The organism is Pseudomonas sp. RIT288, from assembly GCF_000631985.1.
GTDB lineage: Bacteria > Pseudomonadota > Gammaproteobacteria > Pseudomonadales > Pseudomonadaceae > Aquipseudomonas.
In genome coordinates, this window is record NZ_JFYN01000011.1 from 116,986 (window position 1) to 139,342 (window position 22,357).

Sequence of the window (22,357 nt, forward strand, 5' to 3'; positions counted from 1 at the left end):
ATGAATGCTGAAGACTCCTTGAAACTTGCTCGCCGGTTTATCGGGTTGCCCCTGGAAAAGCGCCAGATGTTCCTCGCGGCCCTGCACAAGGAGGGCGTGGATTTCGCGCGGTTCCCGATACCGGCCGGCATCGCAGCCGAGGATCGTCAGGCGCTGTCTTACGCGCAGCGACGCATGTGGTTCCTCTGGCAACTCGATCCGCAGAGCGGCGCCTACAACCTGCCCGGTGCGGTGCGGCTCAACGGGCGGCTGAACCTGGCGGCACTGGAGCAAGCCTTCGCCAGCCTGGTGGAACGCCACGAAACCCTGCGTACGGTGTTCCAGCGCCAGGCCGATGACAGCCTGCTGCAGGTGCCGGCCACGGCGCCGCTGCTGATTAACCGGGAAGACTTCAGTGCGCTGCCGGCCGGTGAGCGCGAGCAGGCGGTGATCCGCGCCGCCGAACAGCAGTCGGTGTTGCCATTTGATCTGGCGGTCGGCCCGTTGCTGCGAGTGACCTTGCTCAAGCTTGCCGAGCAGGAACACGTGCTGCTGCTGACCCTGCATCACATCGTGTCCGATGGCTGGTCGATGAACGTGTTGATCGACGAATTCATCCGTTGCTACGACGCGTTCGACGCCGGTCAGGCGCCGCAATTGCCGCCACTGCCGATTCAGTACAGCGACTATGCGCTGTGGCAACGTCGCTGGCTGGAAGCCGGTGAGCAGGCGCGCCAGCTCGACTATTGGCAGGCACAACTGGGCGACGAACACCCGGTGCTGGAGTTGCCACTGGATCATTCGCGCCCGGCGATGCCGAGCTATCGCGGTACCCGTTACGAATTCGCGGTCGACGGCCAATTGGCCGAGCAACTGCGCAGCACTGCGCAACAGCATCAGGTCACTGTGTTCATGTTCCTGCTCGGCGCTTTCAATGCGCTGCTGCACCGTTACACCGGGCAGACCGACCTGCGCGTCGGTGTGCCGATCGCCAACCGCAATCGCGGCGAGATCGAAGGGCTGATCGGCTTCTTCGTCAACACTCAGGTGCTGCGCACGCAGTTGCACGGTCAGACTCGGGTCGATGAACTGCTGCGAGCGATCAAGGAAACCGCGCTCGGTGCCCAGGCGCATCAGGATCTGCCGTTCGAGCAACTGGTCGAAGCGCTGAAGCTGGAACGCAGCCTCAGCCATACGCCGCTGTTCCAGGTGATGTACAACCATCAGCCGCACGTGGCCGATATCGCCACCATCAGCACCGCATCCGGCCTGTTGCTCGACAGTCTCGACTGGCAGAGTCGCACCACCCAGTTCGACCTGACGCTGGACACTTGGGAGAAGGGCGGCAAGTTGCACGCCGCACTGACCTACGCCAGCGACCTGTTCGATGCACCGACCATCGAACGCATGGCGCGGCACTGGCTGCGCTTGCTGACGGCGATGGTCGCCGATCCGTCGCAGCGTATCGGTGAGTTGCCGCTGCTGGAGGCTGACGAGCAGCGCACGCTGGTGCACGACTGGAACAACGTCCACGCGCAGTACCCGAGCGACACACCGATTCATCAACTGATCGAAGCGCAGGTCGCGCGCACACCGCAGGCACCGGCGCTGGTATTCGGCGAACAGACGCTGAGTTACGCCGAACTGGATGGCCGGGCCAATCGCCTGGCGCATCTGCTGCGCGAACAGGGTGTGCAGGCGGACAGCCTGGTCGGCGTCTGCGCCCTGCGTTCGGTGGAAATGGTCGTCGCGCTGCTGGCGATTCTCAAGGCTGGCGGCGCCTACGTGCCGCTGGATCCGGAGTACCCGCAGGAGCGCCTGGCCTACATGATCGAGGACAGCGGCATCACCTTGCTGCTGACGCAACAAGCGTTGCTGGCAACGCTGCCGACTGACGGCGTAAACGTCATCACCCTGGATCAGCCGGGGCTGCTCGACCGCTACAGCGATAGCCGTTCCGACGTCAGTGTCGATCCGCTGAACCTGGCCTACGTGATTTACACCTCGGGTTCCACCGGCAAGCCAAAGGGCGCCGGCAACAGCCACGCGGCGCTGGTCAACCGTCTGTGCTGGATGCAGGAAGCCTATGCGCTGCACGCCAGTGATTCGGTGCTGCAGAAAACCCCGTTCAGTTTCGACGTATCGGTGTGGGAGTTCTTCTGGCCGCTGCTGACCGGCGCGCGGCTGGTGGTGGCCGCGCCGGGCGCGCACCGTGATCCGCTGCAACTGATCGATAGCATCAACCGCCACGCCATCAGCACGCTGCACTTTGTGCCGTCGATGTTGCAGGCGTTCATCCACGAGGCCGGCGTGGAAAGCTGCAGCAGCCTCAAGCGGATTGTCTGCAGCGGTGAAGCGTTGCCGCTGGATGCGCAGCTGCAAGTCTTCGCCAAACTGCCGAACGCCAGCCTCTACAACTTGTACGGCCCGACCGAAGCGGCCATCGACGTCACCCACTGGACCTGTGTCGATGAAGGCGCAGACAGCGTGCCGATCGGCCGGCCGATCGCCAACCTGCGCACCCATGTCCTCGATGCCGAATTGCTGCCGGTACCAAGCGGTGTCGCCGGTGAGCTGTATCTGGGCGGCGCCGGGCTGGCGCGCAGTTACCACCAGCGCCCGGCGCTGACGGCCGAACGTTTTGTGCCGTGCCCGTTCCATGACGGCGCGCGCCTGTACCGCACCGGCGACCGTGTGCGGCAGCGTGCCGACGGCGTGATCGAATACCTCGGCCGTCTCGACCATCAGGTGAAGTTACGCGGTTTGCGCATCGAGTTGGGTGAAATCGAAACCCGCCTGATGCAGCACACGCTGGTGCGTGAGGCGGTGGTGCTGGTGCAGGGCGGTAAGCATCTGGTGGCTTATCTAGTCCTGGAAAACCCGCAGTCAGATGAGCAATGGCAGCAGGAGGTCAAGGCGTGGCTGCTCGGCAGCCTGCCGGAATTCATGGTGCCGACCTACCTGATCACCCTCGATAAATTGCCGGTCACCGCCAACGGCAAGCTCGACCGCAAGGCCTTGCCGCAACCGGATGCCGCGCCGCAACAGGCGTTCGTGGCGCCCCAGGACGCCATGCAGAAAGCCCTCGCGGCGATCTGGGAGGCTGTGCTCGGCCTTGAACGCGTTGGCCTCGAAGACAATTTCTTCGAGCTGGGCGGCGATTCGATCATCTCGATTCAAGTGGTCAGCCGTGCGCGGCAGGCCGGGATCCGTATCAGCCCGCGTGACCTGTTCCAGTACCAGACGGTGCGCAGTCTGGCGCTGGTCGCGAGCCACGATAATCTGTCCTCGGTGGATCAGGGGCCGGTGACCGGCGACGCCGTTCTCGGGCCGATCCAGCAAGATTTTTTCAGCCGCGCGATGCCGGTGCGCGAGCACTGGAACCAGTCGTTGCTGCTGACCCCGCGCGAGGCATTGAACGCGCAATGGCTCGATGCGGCACTGACGCACCTGATCAATCACCATGACGCCTTGCGCCTGCGCTTTGTCGAAGGCAGCGAAGGCTGGCAGCAAAGCCACGGCCCGTTGCTGACGGGCACTGAGCTGTGGCAACGCGACGCCGAATCTGCCGAACAGTTGCAGGCACTGTGCAACGAAGCTCAGCGCAGCCTCGACCTGCAAAACGGCCCGCTGCTGCGCGCGTTGCTGGTGACGATGGCCGACGGCTCGCAACGACTGGCACTGATCATTCATCACCTGGCGGTCGATGGCGTTTCCTGGCGGGTGCTGCTGGAAGATCTGCAGCAGGCTTACGAGCAACTCGCGGCGGGTGGCGGCATTCAGTTGCCGGCGAAGACCAGCGCGTTCCAGAGCTGGACTGCGCGTCTGGCGCAAGAAGCGTCGCGCTTCGATGACCAATTGAGCTATTGGAAAGCCCAGCATCAGGGCGCCAGGGATCTACCGTGCGACCGCCCGGATGGCAGCCTGCACAACCTGCATGGCGAAAAAATCGAATGGCGCCTCGACGCCGAGCGCACCCGTCGGTTGCTGCAACAGGCGCCCGCCGCGTATCGCACCCAGGTCAACGATCTGTTGCTTACCGCGCTGGCGCGCACCATCAGCCGCTGGAGCCAGCAGCCGGGCACGTTGATCGAACTGGAAGGGCATGGCCGCGAAGACCTGTTCGATGACATTGACCTGACCCGCACCGTGGGCTGGTTCACCAGCCTGTTCGCGCTCAACCTGACCGCCAGCGCTGATCTCGACGGCTCGATCAAGGCGATCAAGGAGCAACTGCGCGCGGTGCCGGACAAAGGTCTGGGTTACGGCGTGCTACGTCATTTGGCCGCGCCGTCGGTGCGCGCCGAACTGGCCGCGCTGCCGCAACCGCGCATCACTTTCAACTACCTGGGCCAGTTCGACCGCCAGTTCGACGAGGCGGCGCTGTTCGTGCCGGCTGTTGAAACCAGCGGCGTGGCGCAGGATCCGTCGGCGCCTCTGGGCAACTGGCTGACCGTGGAAGGTCAGGTGTATGGCGGCGAATTGTCGATGAGTTGGGGCTTCAGCCGCGAGATGTTCGACGTTGCCACGGTGCAGCAACTGGTCGATCAATACGCCATCGAGTTGCAGGCGCTGATCGAACACTGCTGCACGCTGCCAACCGCGCAAGCGACGCCGTCGGACTTCCCGCTGGCCCGCGTGACCCAGGCGCAACTGGATGCGCTGCCGGTGCCGGCCGGTCAGCTCGACGATGTCTATCCGCTGTCGCCGATGCAGCAGGGTTTGCTGTTCCATACCCTCTACGAGCAAGCGGCGGGTGAATACATCAATCAGTTGCGCGTGGATGTGCAAGGCGTTGACCCTGAGCGTTTCCGTGCCGCGTGGCAGGCTACCGTCGCTGCACAGGACATTCTGCGCAGCGGTTTCGTCTGGCAGGGCGAGCTGGCGCAACCGCTGCAGATCGTGCACAAACAGGTGCAGTTGCCATTCAGCATTCTCGACTGGCGCCAGCGCGACGATCAGCCGGCAGCCCTCGCGGCGCTGGCCGATGCCGAGCGTCAGCAAGGATTCGATCTGAGCCATGCACCGTTGCTGCGTCTGGTGCTGGTGCAGACCGCTGCCGAGCAATGGCACCTGATCTACACCCATCACCACATTCTGATGGATGGCTGGAGCAACTCGCAGTTGCTCGGCGAAGTGTTGCAGCGCTACAGCGGTCGCACCCCGGCCCATGGTGGCGGACGGTATCGCGATTACATCGCCTGGCTGCAGCGTCAGGACGCGCAACTCAGTCAGGACTTCTGGAGCGGCCAATTGGCTGCCCTGCAAGAGCCGACCCGACTGGCCCGCGCCGCCACCGGCGGCGAGCGCGACAGCGGCCACGGCGACCATTATCTGACCCTGGACGTGCCGCGCACCCAGGCGCTGGAAGCGTTTGCCCGGCAGCAGAAAGTCACCGTCAACACTCTGGTGCAAGCCGCGTGGCTGCTGTTGCTGCAGCGCTACACCGGTCACGAAGCGGTGGCGTTCGGTGCGACCGTGGCCGGGCGTCCGGCGGATTTGCCGGGCATCGAGCAGCAAGTCGGCCTGTTCATCAACACCTTGCCGGTGATCGGCGCGCCGCGCCCGGACCAAAGCGTTGGCCAGTGGCTGCAAGCGGTGCAGGCGCAGAACCTCAGCCTGCGCGACTTTGAACACACGCCGCTGGCGGACATCCAGCGCTGGGCCGGGCAGGGCGGTGAAGCGCTGTTCGACAACATTCTGGTGTTCGAAAACTACCCGGTCGCCCAGGCGCTGAGCCAGGCCGGGCAGGGTCTGACATTCGGTGATGTCGGCAACCTGGAGCAGACCCACTACGCCCTGAGCGTGGCGGTCACCCTCGGTCAGCAACTGGCGCTGCACTACAGCTTCGACCGCAGCCAGTTTGCCGGTGAGGTGATCGAAGGCATCAGTGCCCACCTGCTGCAATTGCTTGAACAGTTTGCGCTGTCGGCCGAACGCAACCTTGGCGAAATCGCTCTGGCCAGCGCGCAAGAGCACGCCCGCCAGCAAGCCGAAAACCATCCGCAGCCATACCCGGTGGACATCGCTGTGCATCAGCGCATTGCCGCGCTGGCGGTCGAGCGTCCGCAGCGCACCGCGGTGATCTTCAATGGTCAGCACTTCAGTTATGGCGAGATCGAGCAGCGTGCCAATCAACTGGCTCACGCGCTGATCGCCCGTGGTGTCGGCGCCGAGACTCGGGTGGGTGTGGCCCTGCCACGCAGCGAGGCGGTGATCGTCGCGCTGCTGGCGGTGCTCAAGGCCGGCGGTGCCTACGTGCCGCTGGACACCAGTTATCCGCGTGAACGCCTGGCCTATCTGATTGAGGATTCAGGGCTGGCGCTGCTGATCAGCGATTCATCGGTGTCGGCGCAGTTGCCGGTCGGCGAGTCGGTGCCGTTGCTGGAACTGGATCGTCTCGACCTGCGCGAGTTGCCGAGCACGGCGCCGCAGGTGCCAGTCGATCCGCACAACCTCGCGTACGTGATCTACACCTCCGGTTCCACCGGCAATCCGAAAGGCGTCAGCGTTGCCCACGGCCCATTGGCGATGCATTGCCAGGCCATCGGTCAGCGCTACGAAATGCGCGACAGCGACTGCGAATTCCACTTCATGTCGTTCGCCTTCGACGGCGCCCACGAACGCTGGCTGACCAGCCTGACCCACGGTGCTTCGCTGCTGATTCGCGACGACACATTGTGGACGCCGGAGCAGACCTACAACGCGATGATCGAACACGGCGTGAGCGTGGTCGCGTTCCCGCCGGTTTACTTGCAACAACTGGCCGAACACGCCGAGCGTGTCGGCAACCCGCCGAACGTGCGGATCTATTGCTTCGGCGGCGATGCGGTGCCGAATGCCAGTTTCGAACGGGTCAAACGCGCCCTCGATCCGGACTACATCATCAATGGCTACGGCCCGACCGAAACCGTGGTCACGCCGTTGATCTGGAAGGCTGGCCGTGAAGAGCCGTGCGGCGCTGCTTACGCACCGATCGGCAGCCGGATCGGCGACCGCAGCGCCTATGTGCTCGACGCCGATCTGAACCTGTTGCCACAAGGCATGGCCGGTGAGTTGTACCTCGGTGGTACCGGGTTGGCGCGGGGTTATCTGAACCGTCCGGGGCTGACCGCCGAGCGTTTTGTCGCCGACCCGTTCAGCGCCCATGGCGGCTTGCTCTATCGCACCGGTGACCTGGTGCGCCAGCGCGTCGACGGCACCTTTGACTATCTGGATCGCATCGACAATCAGGTGAAGATTCGCGGTTTCCGTATTGAACTGGGCGAAGTCGAAGCGGCGCTGCAAGCCCTCGACGGCGTGCGTGAAGCGGTGGTCGTGGCGCAGGAAGGCAGCGCCGGCAGTGGCAAGCGTCTGGTGGCCTACGTGGTCGGTGATTCAGCGAGTGCCGAGTTCACCGAAGACCTGCGCGCGCAGCTCAAGGCCAGCCTGCCGGCGCACATGGTGCCGGCGTATGTCCTGCGTCTTGAGCGCATGCCGCTGACGCCGAACGGCAAGCTCGATCGCAAGAACCTGCCAAAACCGGACGTCAGCCAACTGCAACAGACCTACCTCGCGCCACACACGGCGCTGGAGCAGCAACTGGCGGCGATCTGGCAAGACGTGCTCAAGCTTGAGCAGGTCGGCGTCAGCGATAACTTCTTCGAACTGGGCGGCGACTCGATCATCTCGATTCAAGTGGTCAGCCGGGCGCGGCAGGCCGGGATTCGCTTCAGCCCCAAAGACCTGTTCCAGCACCAGACCATTCAGGCCCTGGCCACGGTCGCGCAGACCGGCGAAGCCGTGCAGCCCATTGATCAGCTCGCGCAAACTGGCGAAACCGCGTTGCTGCCGATTCATCAGGCATTTTTTGCCGAGGCGATTCCCGACCGTCACCACTGGAACCAGGCGGTGATGCTCAAGCCGACGCAGGCGCTGGACGCTCAGGTACTTGAGCAAGCGCTGGATGCGTTGGTCGTTCAGCACGACAGTTTGCGTCTGGACTTTGTCGGGCAGGCTGCGGGTTGGTCGGCGCATTACCGCGACGTCGCCACGCAAGCGGGGGAAACCATCCTCTGGCAAGTCGAGGTCGCTGATCTCGCCGCCCTTGAAGCACTGGGCAACAAGGCCCAGCGCAGCCTGCAACTGAGCGGCGGTTCGCTGATCCGCGTGGTGCTGGCGAACCTGGCTGATGGCAGTCAGCGCCTGCTGCTGATCGTCCATCACCTGGTGGTCGATGGCGTGTCGTGGCGGATTCTGTTCGAAGACCTGCAACGTGCCTACCGGCAGATTCTCGCTGGCCACGCCGTGCAGTTGCCGGCCAAGACCAGTGCGCTCAAGGCCTGGGCGGCGGCGTTGCAGGACTACGCCAAAACCCCTGCGTTGCAGGCCGAGCTGGGCTTCTGGCAGCAGCAGTTGCAGGGCGCTTCGGCGGCTTTGCCTTATGACCGTCCGCAGGGGGGGCAGCAGCACGATCAGGCACTGACCCTGCGCAGCAAACTCGATCAGACCCTGACCCGTCAGCTGTTGCAGGAAGCGCCGGCGGCCTATCGCACCCAGGTCAACGACCTGTTGCTGACCGCACTGGCGCGGGTGCTGGTGCGCTGGACCGGTGACAACAATGCGTTGGTATTGCTTGAGGGCCATGGTCGCGAAGACCTGTTCGAACACATCGATCTGACCCGCACAGTAGGCTGGTTCACCAGCGTATTCCCGGCACGCCTGGCACCGGTCGCCGAACTCGGCGCATCGCTCAAGCAGATCAAGGAACAGCTGCGGGCGATCCCCCACAAAGGCATTGGTTTCGGCGCACTCGCGCGCCTCGGTGATGAGTCGGCGCGTGCCACCCTGCAAGCCTTGCCGGCGCCGCGCCTGACCTTCAACTACCTTGGCCAGTTCGACGGCAGCTTCGATGCTGCCAGCGATGCCCTGTTCGTGCCGACCAGCGAGTCCGGCGGCGCAGAGGTCAATCTGCAAGGGCCGCTGGGCAATCCGCTGGCGCTCAACAGCAAGGTCTTCGGCGGTGAGCTGGACCTGAGCTGGACCTACAGCGGCGCGATGTTCGACACCGCCACTATCCAGCGTCTGGCCGACGACTATCTGCAGGAACTGACTGCACTGATCGGCCACTGCTGCGACAGTGCCAACCGTGGCGTGACGCCGTCGGACTTCCCGCTGGCGCAACTGTCGCAAGAACAACTCGACGCACTGGTGCTCGAGCCGCAAGGCATCGACGACATCTATCCGCTGTCGCCGATGCAGCAGGGCATGCTGTTCCACACCTTGCTCGAACACGGCAATGGCGACTACATCAACCAGATGCGCCTGGACGTCGACGGTGTCGATCCGCAACGCTTCCGCGCAGCGTGGCAGGCCGCGGTGGATGCCCACGACATCCTGCGCAGCGGCTTTTTCTGGCAAGGCGATCTGCCGCAACCGGTGCAAGTGGTGCAGCGTCAGGTCGAGGTGCCATTCAGCGTGCTCGACTGGCACGGCAGGACTGATCTGGAGGCAGCGCTGCAGACTCTCGCTGATGAGGAGCGCGCCCTGGGTCTGGATCTGAGCTGTGCACCGCTGATGCGTCTGGTGCTGGTGCGCACCGCAGCCGATCGTTATCACCTGATCTACACCAACCATCACATCCTGATGGACGGCTGGAGCAGCGCGCAGTTGCTCGGCGAAGTGTTGCAGCATTACAGCGGCGAAGCGGTCGCCCGTGGCGCGGGTCGCTACCGCGATTACATCGCCTGGCTGCAACGTCAGGATGGCGCGGCGGCGCAAGCCTACTGGCGGGCAACGCTGGGCACTCTGCAGGAGCCGACACGCCTGGCCAATGCCATCGCGCGACCGCACGCCGGTTTGCCGAGCGTGGGTTATGGCGATTATTACCAGGTGCTGGACGCTGAGCTGAGCCAGCGCCTGGGCGAGTTTGCCCGGGCTGCAAAAGTCACCGTCAACACAGTGGTGCAAGCGGCCTGGCTGCTGTTGTTGCAGCGCTACACCGGCAAGGATTACGTGGCGTTCGGCGCCACCGTCGCCGGGCGTCCGGCGGATCTGCCGGGTGCCGAAACGCAGATCGGCCTGTTCATCAACACGCTGCCGGTGATCGCCGCGCCGTCCGCGCAGCAGAGCGTGGTTGCCTGGCTGCAAGCGGTGCAGGCGCAGAACCTCGCCTCGCGCGAGTTCGAACACACGCCGCTGGCGGACATTCAGCGCTGGGCCGGGCAGGGTGGTGACGCACTGTTCGACAGCCTGATGGTGTTCGAGAACTACCCGATCGGCGAAGCACTGGAGCGTGGTGCGCCGCAGGGTCTGCGCTTCGGCGCGGTGGCCAATCAGGAGCAGACCCACTATCCGCTGACCCTGCTGGTGAACATGGGCGCGCAACTGTCGGTGCATTTCAGTTATCAGCGCGACAGCTTCGCGGCGGCCAGCGTGGCGCAGTTGGGCGCGCATCTGCAGCGTCTGCTGAGCCAGATGGCGGATGGCGGCGAACGCACGCTCAGCGCGCTGAACCTGATCGAACATAACCCGCCGCTGAACAGCGATTTCGCCACCGAGCAGTGCATCCATCAAGCCATCGCCCATCAAGCGGCGGTGACCCCGGATGCCTTGGCGGTGACCTTCGCCCATACTCAACTGGCCTACGCCGAACTGGACGCGCAGGCCAATCGTCTGGCACACAAACTGGTAGAGCTAGGCGTCGGCCCGGAAGTGCGCGTCGGCGTGGCCATGCCGCGTTCGGAGCAATTGCTGATTGCCTTGCTGGCGGTGCTCAAGGCCGGCGGCGCCTATGTGCCGCTGGACCCGGATTACCCGGCGGATCGCGTGGCTTACATGCTGGAAGACAGTCGGGCGCGGGTGTTGCTCACCGAACAGGCGGTTGCCGCGACTCTGAGCCTGCCGGGCGATACGCAAGTGCTGCTGATGGATCAGCTGTCGCTGGGCGGCTATTCGACTGTTGCGCCACAGACTGCGGTGCAGCCGGACAACCTCGCCTACGTGATCTACACCTCCGGTTCCACCGGCAAACCAAAAGGCGTGGCGATTGCCCATCGCAACGTCATGGCGCTGATCGACTGGTCGGCCAAGGTCTACAGCCGCGACGACATTCAAGGCGTGCTGGCCTCGACTTCGGTGTGCTTCGACCTGTCGGTGTGGGAACTGTTTGTCACCCTGGCCAACGGCGGCTCGCTGATCATCGCCCGTAATGCACTGGAGTTGGCGCAACTGCCGGCTCGTGATCAGGTGCGCCTGATCAACACCGTGCCGTCGGCGATCGCCGCGCTGCAGCGTGCCGGGCAGATTCCGCCGAGCGTGCGCATCATCAATCTGGCGGGTGAACCGCTGAAACAAGCCTTGGTGGATACGCTGTATCAGCAATCGACGGTCGAGCACGTTTACGACCTGTACGGCCCGTCGGAAGACACCACTTATTCGACCTGGACCCGCCGCAGTGCTGGCGGTCAGGCGCGGATTGGGCGTGCGCTCGATTACAGCGCCAGCCATTTGCTGGATGCCGATCTGCACGCGGTTCCGCAAGGCGTTTCGGCCGAGCTGTACCTGTCCGGCGCCGGCATCACGCGCGGTTATCTGGGACGTGCGGCAATGACCGCCGAGCGCTTTGTGCCAAATCCTTTCGTCGGCAACGGCGAGCGCATGTACCGCACCGGTGACCTGATTCGTGAGCGCGAGGAGGGCGAGCTGGAGTACATGGGCCGGATCGACCATCAGGTGAAAATTCGTGGATTCCGCATCGAACTGGGGGAGATCGAGGCGCGATTGCTCGCGCAACCGGCAGTCGGCGAAGCGGCGGTGCTGGCCGTCGAAAGCGACACCGGCGCGCAACTGGTGGCGTATGTGGTCGCCCCGCAACTGGAGATGCACGACGGGGACGCGCAGCGCCAACTGCGCGAGGGACTAAAGACTGGCCTCAAGTCTTCGTTACCTGACTACATGATTCCCGCGCACCTGCTGTTCCTTGAGCAGTTGCCACTGACCCCCAACGGCAAACTCGACCGCAAGGCCCTGCCGGCGGTCGATGCCAGCCAGATGCAGGCCGCGTATGTCGCGCCGCACAGTGAGCTTGAGCAGCAGGTCGCGGCGATCTGGCAGCAAGTGCTCGAAGTGCAACGCATTGGTCTGAACGATCACTTCTTCGAACTCGGCGGGCACTCGCTGCTGGCGGTCAACGTGGTGTCGCGCATGGCCCTTGAACTGGGTCTGACGCTGACCCCGCAACTGTTATTCCAGCACCCCGTCCTGAGCGATTTTGTCGCTCGACTCGATACAGGAGGCGGGGCAATCAACGAACAGAAACTGAGCAAGCTGGAAGCCCTGCTTGACGATATGGAGGAAGTCTGATGGACAAGAGTGTTGCTTTGAGGGTAGCCAAGCGCTTTATCACTCTGCCGCTGGACAAACGTAAGCTGTACCTGGAAAAGATGCTCGAAGAGGGCGTCTCTCCGGCCAACCTGCCGATCCCGGAAACACGTTCCGGGTTTGCGGCGATTCCTCTGTCGTACGCTCAGGAACGTCAACTGTTCCTCTGGCAAATGGACCCGCACAGCACCGCGTATCACATCCCCAGCGCCCTGCGCCTCAAGGGTCGGCTGGATGTGGCCGCGCTGGAACGCAGCTTCAACGCAGTGGCGGCGCGTCACGAAAGCCTGCGCACCACTTTCGCCGAGCAGGGTGAAAGCTTTTGCCAGGTGATTCATCCGCAGCTGCCGCTGAGCATCAGCCTGACGGCATTGCCTGAGGGGCTCGACGCCACCGGGGAAGACGCGGCGATCAAGGCCTTCGTCGAAAGCGCAACCGCGCGCCCGTTCAATTTGCAGCAGGGCCCGCTGCTGCGGGTGGCGCTGCTGAAAGTGGCGGAAGACGACCACGTGCTGGTGCTGATCCAGCACCACATCATCTCCGATGGCTGGTCGATCAAAGTCCTGGTCAACGAGCTGATCCAGCATTACGCCGCCGACACCGCCGGGCAGCCGCTGAGCCTGCCGGAGCTGGAAATACAGTACGCTGACTACGCGATCTGGCAGCGGCACTGGCTGGAAGCGGGCGAGCGTGAGCGCCAGTTGGCCTACTGGGTCAAGACCCTGGGTGGCGAGCAGCCGGTGCTGGAGCTGCCGATCGATTTCCCGCGTCCGGCGCTGCAAAGCCTGCGCGGTGCGCGACTGGAGCTGAACCTGCCGGCAGACCTCGGTGACGCCCTCAAACAGCTGGCGCAGCGCGAAGGTGCGAGCCTGTTCATGTTGTTGCTGGCGTCGTTCCAGGCGTTGCTGCATCGCTACAGCGGTCAGGCGCAGATTCGCGTCGGGGTGCCGACCGCCAACCGCAACCGCGTCGAGACTGAAGGCCTGATCGGCTTCTTCGTCAACACGCAGGTGCTGAGTGCCGAGGTCAGCGGGCAGCTGCCGTTCAACCAGTTGCTGGCTCAGGTCAAGCAGGCGGCGATGGCCGCGCAGGCGCATCAGGATCTGCCGTTCGAGCAACTGATCGAAGCCCTGCAACCAGAGCGCAGCCTGAGCCACAGCCCGGTGTTCCAGGTGATGTTCAACCACCAGACCAGCCGTGATCAGGGGCGCAGCGCGGCGCAGTTGCCGCAGCTGAGTGTCGAGGATGTGCGGTGGGAAGGGCGCACCGCGCAGTTCGACCTGACGCTGAATACCTACGAGTCCAGCGACGGCTTTGCCGCCGAGCTGACCTACGCCACCGATCTGTTCAAAGCTGAAACCGTCGAGCGTCTGGCGCGTCACTGGCAGAACCTGCTACGCGGTATCGTCGCCGCACCGAGCCAGCGCGTTGGCGAATTGCCGTTGCTGGAAAGCGCCGAGCACGGCGTGCTGTTGCAGGACTGGTTGCGCATCGCCGACCGCAGCGCGCAAGCCGAATGCGTGCAGCAGGATTTCTCCCGGCGTGCGCAGCAAACACCGCAGGCCACCGCCCTGATCATCGGCGAAGACGTGCTGAGCTATGGCGAGCTGGAGGCTCGCTCCAGTCAGCTGGCGCACAAGCTGATCGAGGCCGGTGTCGGCCCGGATCAGCGGGTCGGCATCGCCGTCGAACGCAGTGTGGAAATGATCGTCGGCCTGCTGGCGATCCTCAAGGCTGGCGGTGCTTATGTGCCGCTGGACCCGGCGTATCCGCAGGATCGTCTGGCCTACATGATTGAGGACAGCGGTCTGCAATTGCTGCTGACCCAAAGCCATTTGCAGGCGCAACTGCCGATCCCGCCGGGCGTACAAACGCTGTTGCTCGATCAGCCGCACGAGTGGCTGGCGGCTTATCCACAGAGCGCGCCGGACGTTGCCGTCAATGGCGAGCACCTCGCCTACACGATCTACACCTCCGGTTCCACCGGAAAACCGAAAGGCGTGATGGTGCGCCACGCGGCGCTGAGCAACTTTGTCGCAAGCATGATCAAGCAGCCGGGTATCTGTGCCGGCGATCGCATGCTGTCGCTGACCACGTTCTCGTTCGATATTTTCGGCCTGGAAATCTACGGCCCGTTGCTGGCCGGCGCCTGTGTGGTGCTGACCGGCAAGGATGTGCATCAGGATCCGCAAGCGGTGCTCGAACTGATCGAGCGTCACGCCGTGACGGCGCTGCAAGCCACGCCCTCCACTTGGCGCATGCTGCTGGACAGCGAACACGCGCAGATCCTCACCGGTCGCACGTTCCTCTGCGGCGGTGAAGCACTGTCGCAGGAACTGGCGCAACGCATGCTGGCGCTGACGCCGAGGGTGTGGAACCTCTACGGCCCGACCGAAACCACCATCTGGTCGGCGCAACACGCCTTGAGTGCGGATAACAGCCGTCCATTCCTCGGCACGCCGATCGACAACACCGCGTTGTACATCCTCGGCAGCGACCTGGAGCTCAATCCGCTCGGCGCCCCGGGGGAACTGCTGATCGGCGGCGACGGCCTCGCTCGTGGTTACTTCCAGCGCCCGAGCCTGACTGCCGAACGTTTTGTCCCGGATCCATTCTCGAAAACCGGCGCGCGTCTGTACCGCACCGGCGACCTGACCCGCTATCGCGCCGAAGGCGTGATCGAGTACATCGGGCGAATCGACCATCAGGTGAAAATCCGTGGTTTCCGGATTGAACTCGGCGAAATCGAAGCGCGTTTGCTCGCCCTCGACAACGTGCGCGAAACCGTCGTAATCGCTCAGGATGGTCCGACCGGCCCGCAACTGGTCGGTTATGTGGTGCCGACCGCCGACGATATTGATGAAGTCGAACTGCGCGCCGCAGTGAAAGCCAGCCTCAAGGCCGAGCTGCCGGAATACATGGTGCCGGCGCACCTGTTGTTCCTCGCGCAGCTGCCGCTGACCCCGAACGGCAAAGTCGACCGCAAAGCCTTGCCGGCACCTGACGCCAGCCAGCTGCAATCGACTTACCTCGCGCCACAAACCGCCACTCAGCACAGCGTCGCCGAGATCTGGCAAGCGGTGCTCAAGCTTGATCGCGTGGGTCTGAGTGACAACTTCTTTGAACTGGGCGGCCACTCGTTGCTGGTCACGCAGGTGGTCTCGCGCGTCCGTCAGGCGCTGAACGTGCAGGTGCCGCTGCGCACTTTGTTCGAACACAGCTCGCTGGAAGACTTTGTCGCCGCGCTGGGTGTCGATCAGGCGCATCGGGAGCCGCCGATTGTTGCCTTGCCACGCCTGCAACCACTGGCGCTGTCCTATGCCCAGGAGCGTCAGTGGTTCCTCTGGCAACTGGAGCCGACCAGCACCGCTTATCACGTGCCGGCAGCCTTGCGTCTGCGCGGTGAACTGGATCTGCCGGCGTTGCAGCGCAGCTTCGACGCGCTGATCGAGCGCCATGAATCGCTGCGCACCTGTTTTGTCGAACAGCAGGGCCAGACCCTGCAAGTGATCCAGGCTCACGGCACGCTCGATCTGCAGGTGCAGAACGTGGCGGCGGATCTCGACGAGGCGGCGCTGCAAGCGCTGGTCGCCGCCGAAACCCTGCACCTGTTCAATCTGCAGCAAGGCCCGTTGCTGCGGGTAAAACTGCTGCGTCTGGCCGCCGATGACCACGCGCTGGTCATTACCCTGCATCACATCGTCTCCGATGGCTGGTCGGTGAATGTCATGGTCGATGAGCTGGTGGCGTTGTATGCCGCCTGCAGCCAGGGTCAGAGCGTGCAATTGCCGGCGCTGCCGGTGCAATACGCCGACTACGCCGTGTGGCAGAAACAGTGGATGGACGCCGGTGAACGCGAGCGTCAATTGAGCTACTGGACCGCACAACTCGGCGATGGTGATCAACCGCTGCTGGAGTTGCCGACCGACCGTCCACGCCCAGCCGAGCAGAGCTATCGCGGCGCCCGTCGCGATATCCCGCTAAGCGTCGAACTGGCCACCGCGCTCAAGCAACTGGCGCAGCGCGAGAACGTCACGCTGTTTGCGCTGTTGCTGGCGTCGTTCCAGACCTTGCTGCATCGCTACAGTGGTCAGGCCGATATCCGCGTCGGGGTGCCGGTGGCCAACCGCAACCGGGTCGAGACCGAAGGCCTGATCGGTTTCTTCGTCAACACCCAAGTACTGAAGGCTGAGTTCGACAGTCAGCAGACGTTCCGCAGCCTGCTGCAGCAAGTGAAAAACACCGTGCTCGGCGCGCAGGCGCATCAGGATCTGCCGTTCGAGCAATTGGTCGACGCACTGCAACCGGAACGCAGCCTCAGTCACAGCCCACTGTTCCAGGTGATGCACAACCACCAGAGCCAGGTGCGTCAGGCGCAGGGTGCCACGCGTCTGCCAAAACTGGCGATTGAAGGCTTGCCGTGGGCGTCCAGTACCGCGCAGTTCGACATGACCCTGAACACCTTTGAATCGAGCGACAACGTCTGGGCCGAGTTGACGTATGCCACCGACCTGTTCGACGTCGAGACCATCGAACGCCTGGCGCAACACTGGACCCATCTGCTGCAAGGCATCGTCGCCGACAGCACTCAGCGCATCGCCGAACTGCCGTTGCATGACGCTGCCGAACACGCGGCGACCTTGCGTCAGTGGAACCCGGCCATCCGCGATTTCCCGAGCGAGCAGTGCCTGCATCAACGGATCGAACAACAAGCCGCCCGCGCCCCGCAAGCGATTGCCGTGAGCTGTGCCGGGCAGTCCCTGAGCTACGGCGAGCTCAACAGTCGCGCCAACCAGTTGGCTCACAAGCTGATTGCCAGCGGTGTCGGCCCGGACGTGCGCGTCGGTCTGGCGGTGGAGCGCAGCCTCGACATGCTGGTCGGCCTGCTGGCGATTCTCAAGGCCGGCGGTGCCTATGTGCCGCTGGACCCGACGTATCCGGAAGAACGCCTGAGCTACATGATCGGCGACAGCGGCATCGCCTTGCTGCTGACCCAGAGCCATTTGCTGGGTCGTCTGCCGGTACCGGATTCGCTGCGCAGCCTGATGCTCGATCAGGAGCGTGATGGTCTGGAAGGCTACAGCGACAGCAATCCGCACGTGCGCATGAGCCCGGACAACCTGGCTTACGTGATCTACACCTCCGGTTCTACCGGTCAACCGAAGGGCACGTTGCTGGCCCATCGCAACGTACTGCGCCTGTTTGAGGCCACTGATGCGTGGTTCGATTTCGGCGCCACGGATGTCTGGAGCCTGTTCCATTCCTACGCTTTCGATTTCTCGGTGTGGGAGATTTTCGGGGCACTGCTGTACGGCGGCAAACTGGTGGTGGTGCCTTACGAGGTCAGCCGCTCGCCGGAAGATTTCTTCGCCTTGCTCTGCCATGAAGGCATCAGCGTGCTCAACCAGACGCCGTCGGCGTTCAAGCAATTGATGCAAGTGGCCTGCGCCCCGGAGCACGCGGCGCAAGCACTGGCGCTGCGTTACGTGGTGTTCGGCGGCGAGGCGCTGGAGGTCAAGAGCCTGCGTCCGTGGTTCGAGCGTTTCGGCGATCAGGCACCGCAACTGATCAACATGTACGGCATCACCGAAACCACCGTGCACGTGACCTACCGGCCGATTTCGCTGGCCGATTTGCAGCGTGACGCCAGCAGTCCGATCGGCGAACCGATTCCCGATCTGTCCTGGTACTTGCTCGACGGTGATCTGAACCCGGTCGCCAAAGGTTGCATCGGTGAGCTGTACGTCGGTCGTGCGGGCCTGGCTCGCGGTTACCTGAACCGTGCGGATCTGACCAGCCTGCGCTTCATTCCCGACCCGTTCGCCGCCGATGGTGGGCGCTTGTACCGTACCGGTGACCTGGCGCGCTACTGCGCCGACGGCGTGATCGAATACATCGGCCGGATCGACCATCAGGTGAAGATTCGCGGTTTCCGTATCGAACTCGGCGAGATCGAAGCGCAACTGCTGGAACAGGCGGCGGTGCGTCAGGCCGTGGTACTGGCGCAGCCGGGCCTCAGCGGTCAGCAACTGGTGGCGTATCTGGTGCCAGGCGACGCCGAGCTGCTCGACGCAAGCCCGGCCGAACAGGCGCTGTGGCGCGACAGCGTGCGCGCCGAACTCAAGGCCAATCTGCCGGATCACATGGTTCCGGCGCACCTGTTGCTGCTGGCGCAATTGCCGTTGACCGCCAACGGCAAACTCAACCGCAACGCCTTGCCGTCACCGGACGCCAGCCAGGCGCAGCAGACCTATCAGGCGCCGCAAAGCGCGATGGAGCAGGGTCTGGCCGCGATCTGGCAGGACGTGCTGAAGCTGCCGCAAGTCGGCATCCACGACAACTTCTTCGAATTGGGCGGCGACTCGATCATCTCGATTCAGGTGGTCAGCCGCGCCCGTCAGGCCGGCATTCGCCTCAATCCCAAAGATTTGTTCCAGCACCAGACCGTGCAGCGTCTGGCACTGGTCGCGCAGTGGGGTGACGACGAGTCGAGCATTGATCAGCAAGCCGCGAGCGGTGCAGCGTTGCTGCTGCCGATTCAGCAGCAGTTCTTCGCCGACGAGATTCCACAGCGTCATCATTGGAACCAGTCAGTGCTGCTGCAACCGCGGCAGGCGCTGGACGCTGAAAAAGTCGAGCAAGTGTTGCGCGCACTGGTGGCCCATCACGATGCCTTGCGCCTGAGCTTCACTCAGCGCGATGGCGTGTGGCAGGCCGAGCACCGTGCGGTCGAAGCGCTGCCGCAGAACCTGCTCTGGCAGGAACACGTCGCTGATGCCGCGGCCCTTGAAGCCTTGGGTAATCGCGCCCAGCGCAGCCTCGATCTGCAACACGGGCCGTTGCTGCGAGCGGTGCTGGCGAATCTGGCTGATGGCACTCAGCGTTTGCAGTTGGTGATTCATCACCTGGCGGTGGACGGCGTGTCGTGGCGGATTCTGCTGGAAGACCTGCATAACGCTTATCAGCAATTGCTTAATGATCAGCCGTTGAGCCTGCCGTCCCGGACCAGCGCGTTCAAGGACTGGGGCGAGCATTTGCAGCGTTACGCCAACAGCCCGGCGTTGCAGGCCGAACTGGATTATTGGCAGGCTTGCCTGAGCGATGTGAGTAGCGATCTGCCGTGCAAACGCATTGACGCCAGCCAGGACAATCGTCTGGCCCTGACCGTGCAGACCCGGCTCGGTGCCGAGCTGACGCGGCAACTGCTGCAAGAGGCCCCGGCGGCGTACCGCACGCAGGTCAACGATCTGTTGCTGACGGCATTGGCGCGGGTCATTGGTCGCTGGAGCGGGCAGGCGTCGACGCTGATCCAGCTCGAAGGTCATGGTCGCGAAGAACTGTTCGACGGTGTCGATCTGACCCGCACGGTGGGCTGGTTCACCAGCCTGTTCCCAGTGCGCCTGACGCCGGCAGATACGCTTGACGAGTCGATCAAGCTGATCAAGGAACAACTGCGCTCGATCCCCAACAAGGGCATCGGTTTCGGCGCCTTGCGTCACCTCGGTGATGCCCGCGCGCAACAGCGCCTGCAGGCCTTGCCGAGCCCGCGCATCACCTTCAACTACCTCGGGCAGTTCGACGGCAGTTTCGCTGGCGACGAGGCTGCGCTGTTCGTGCCGTCGCCGGACAACGCCGGTCTCGATCAGAGCCCGGAGGCGCCGCTGGGCAACTGGTTGACCCTCAACGGTCAAGTGTATGGCGGTGAGCTGCGGGTGGGCTGGACGTTCAGCCGCGAGCGTTTCGACAGCGCGGTGATCGAAGCCCTGGCGGAAGATTACGCCGCAGAACTCGCGGCGTTGATCGGCCATTGCCTGACCCCGGGCGTCGAAGGCCTGACCCCGTCGGACTTCCCGCTGGCCGGCCTGACGCAGGCGCAGCTCGATCAGTTCCCGCTGGCGCCGCGCCAGGTCGCCGATGTGTATCCGCTGTCGGCGATGCAGCAGGGCATGTTGTTCCACAGCCTCTACGAGCAGGCCACCGGCGATTACATCAACCAGGTCCGGCTCGATGTCGAAGGCCTCGATCCGCAACGCTTCCAGCAAGCCTGGCAAGCGGCGGTGGACAACCACGACATCCTGCGCAGCAGCTTTGTCTGGCAGGGTCAACTGGCGCGTCCGGTGCAGGTGGTGCACAAGCAACTGAACATGCCGTTCCGCGTCCTCGACTGGCGTGATCGTGACGATTGTCAGAGTGATCTGAATGCACTGGCGGCGGCCGAACAGGCGCAAGGTTTCGACCTGAGCCAGGGGCCGCTGTTGCGCATGGTCGTGGTGCGTCTGGACGAGCAGCGCTGCCACTTGATCTACACCAACCACCACATTCTGATGGACGGCTGGAGCAACTCGCAGTTGCTCGGCGAAGTCCTGCAGCGTTACAGCGGGGTTGCCCAGCCGCCACTGGCCGGTCGTTACCGCGATTACATCGAATGGCTGCAGCGCCAGGACGTGCAGGCCAGCGAGCGTTACTGGACTGCGCAACTGGCTGACCTGCAAGCGCCGACCTTGCTGGCGCAAGCGTTGCAGGCGCAGCGCGGCGATGCACCGTGCGACGGTCATGGTGAACATTTCTGCGTGCTCGACGCTGAGCAGACGCGGCGTCTGGGCGAGTTCGCGCGCCAGCAGAAAGTCACCCTCAACACGCTGATTCAGGCGGCATGGCTGCTGCTGTTGCAGCGCCTGACCGGCCAGCCGTGTGTGGCGTTCGGCGCCACGGTGGCGGGGCGTCCGGCTGAACTCAAAGGCGTCGAGCAGCAGATCGGTCTGTTCATCAACACCTTGCCGGTCATCGCCAGTCCGCACTCGCCATCGAGCGTTGGCGAATGGTTGCAGAGCGTGCAGGCGCAGAACCTGGCCTTGCGTGAGCATGAACACACCCCGCTGTTCGATATTCAGCGCTGGGCCGAGCGCAACGGTGAGGCGCTGTTCGACAACATTCTGGTGTTCGAGAACTACCCGGTGTCCGAGGCGCTGGCGCAGGGCGCACCACAAGAACTGCGCTTCGGCGAAATCCACAATCATGAGCAGACCAACTATCCGCTGACGCTGCTGGTGCACTTGAGCGACGAGTTGTCGATGCACTTCAGCTACCAGTGCGAAAGCTTTGCCGCGCACAGCGTGGTGCAACTGGCTGGGTATCTGCAGCGCCTGCTCGGGCAGATGAGCGAGTCGGGGGAGCGTTCGCTCAGCGAGCTGAACCTGATCGAACATACCCCGCCGCTGAACAGCGATTTCGCCACCGAGCAGTGCATCCATCAAGCCATCGCCCATCAAGCGGCGGTGACCCCGGATGCCTTGGCGGTGACCTTCGCCCATACGCAACTGACCTACGCCGAACTGGACGCGCAGGCCAATCGTCTGGCACACAAACTGGTAGAGCTAGGCGTCGGCCCGGAAGTGCGCGTCGGCGTGGCCATGCCGCGTTCGGAGCAATTGCTGATTGCCTTGCTGGCGGTGCTCAAGGCCGGCGGCGCCTATGTGCCGCTGGACCCGGACTATCCGGCGGATCGCGTGGCTTACATGCTCGAAGACAGTCGGGCGCGGGTGTTGCTCACCGAACAGGCGGTTGCCGCGACTCTGAGCCTGCCGGGCGATACGCAAGTGCTGCTGATGGATCAGCTGTCGCTGGGCGGCTATTCGACTGTTGCGCCACAGACTGCGGTGCAGCCGGACAACCTCGCCTACGTGATCTACACCTCCGGTTCCACCGGCAAACCAAAAGGCGTGGCGATTGCCCATCGCAACGTCATGGCGCTGATCGACTGGTCGGCCAAGGTCTACAGCCGCGATGACATCCAAGGCGTGCTGGCCTCGACTTCGGTGTGCTTCGACCTGTCGGTGTGGGAGCTGTTCGTCACCCTGGCCAACGGCGGCTCGCTGATCATCGTCCGTAATGCACTGGAGTTGGCGCAACTGCCGGCTCGTGATCAGGTGCGCCTGATCAACACCGTGCCGTCGGCGATCGCCGCGCTGCAGCGTGCCGGGCAGATTCCGCCGAGCGTGCGCATCATTAATCTGGCGGG

Annotated in this window: 2 protein-coding genes (1 of these 2 cut by a window edge); both read left to right on the forward strand. The window is 63.8% G+C overall.

Annotation, left to right across the window (positions count from 1 at the left end; translation table 11 throughout):
* Positions 1-12,321 carry a non-ribosomal peptide synthetase gene (locus tag BW33_RS11650; protein ID WP_047599115.1) on the forward strand — a complete coding sequence of 4,107 codons (12,321 nt, stop codon included), beginning with the start codon at positions 1-3 and terminating at the stop codon, positions 12,319-12,321.
* On the forward strand, positions 12,321-22,357 hold the 5' portion of the coding sequence (locus BW33_RS11655; protein WP_047599116.1) for a non-ribosomal peptide synthase/polyketide synthase. The gene runs 4,960 nt beyond the window's last position; only the first 10,037 of its 14,997 coding nucleotides appear in the window; its start codon is at positions 12,321-12,323; its stop codon lies off the right edge, out of view. Before BW33_RS11650 ends, BW33_RS11655 begins: the two co-directional genes overlap by 1 nt.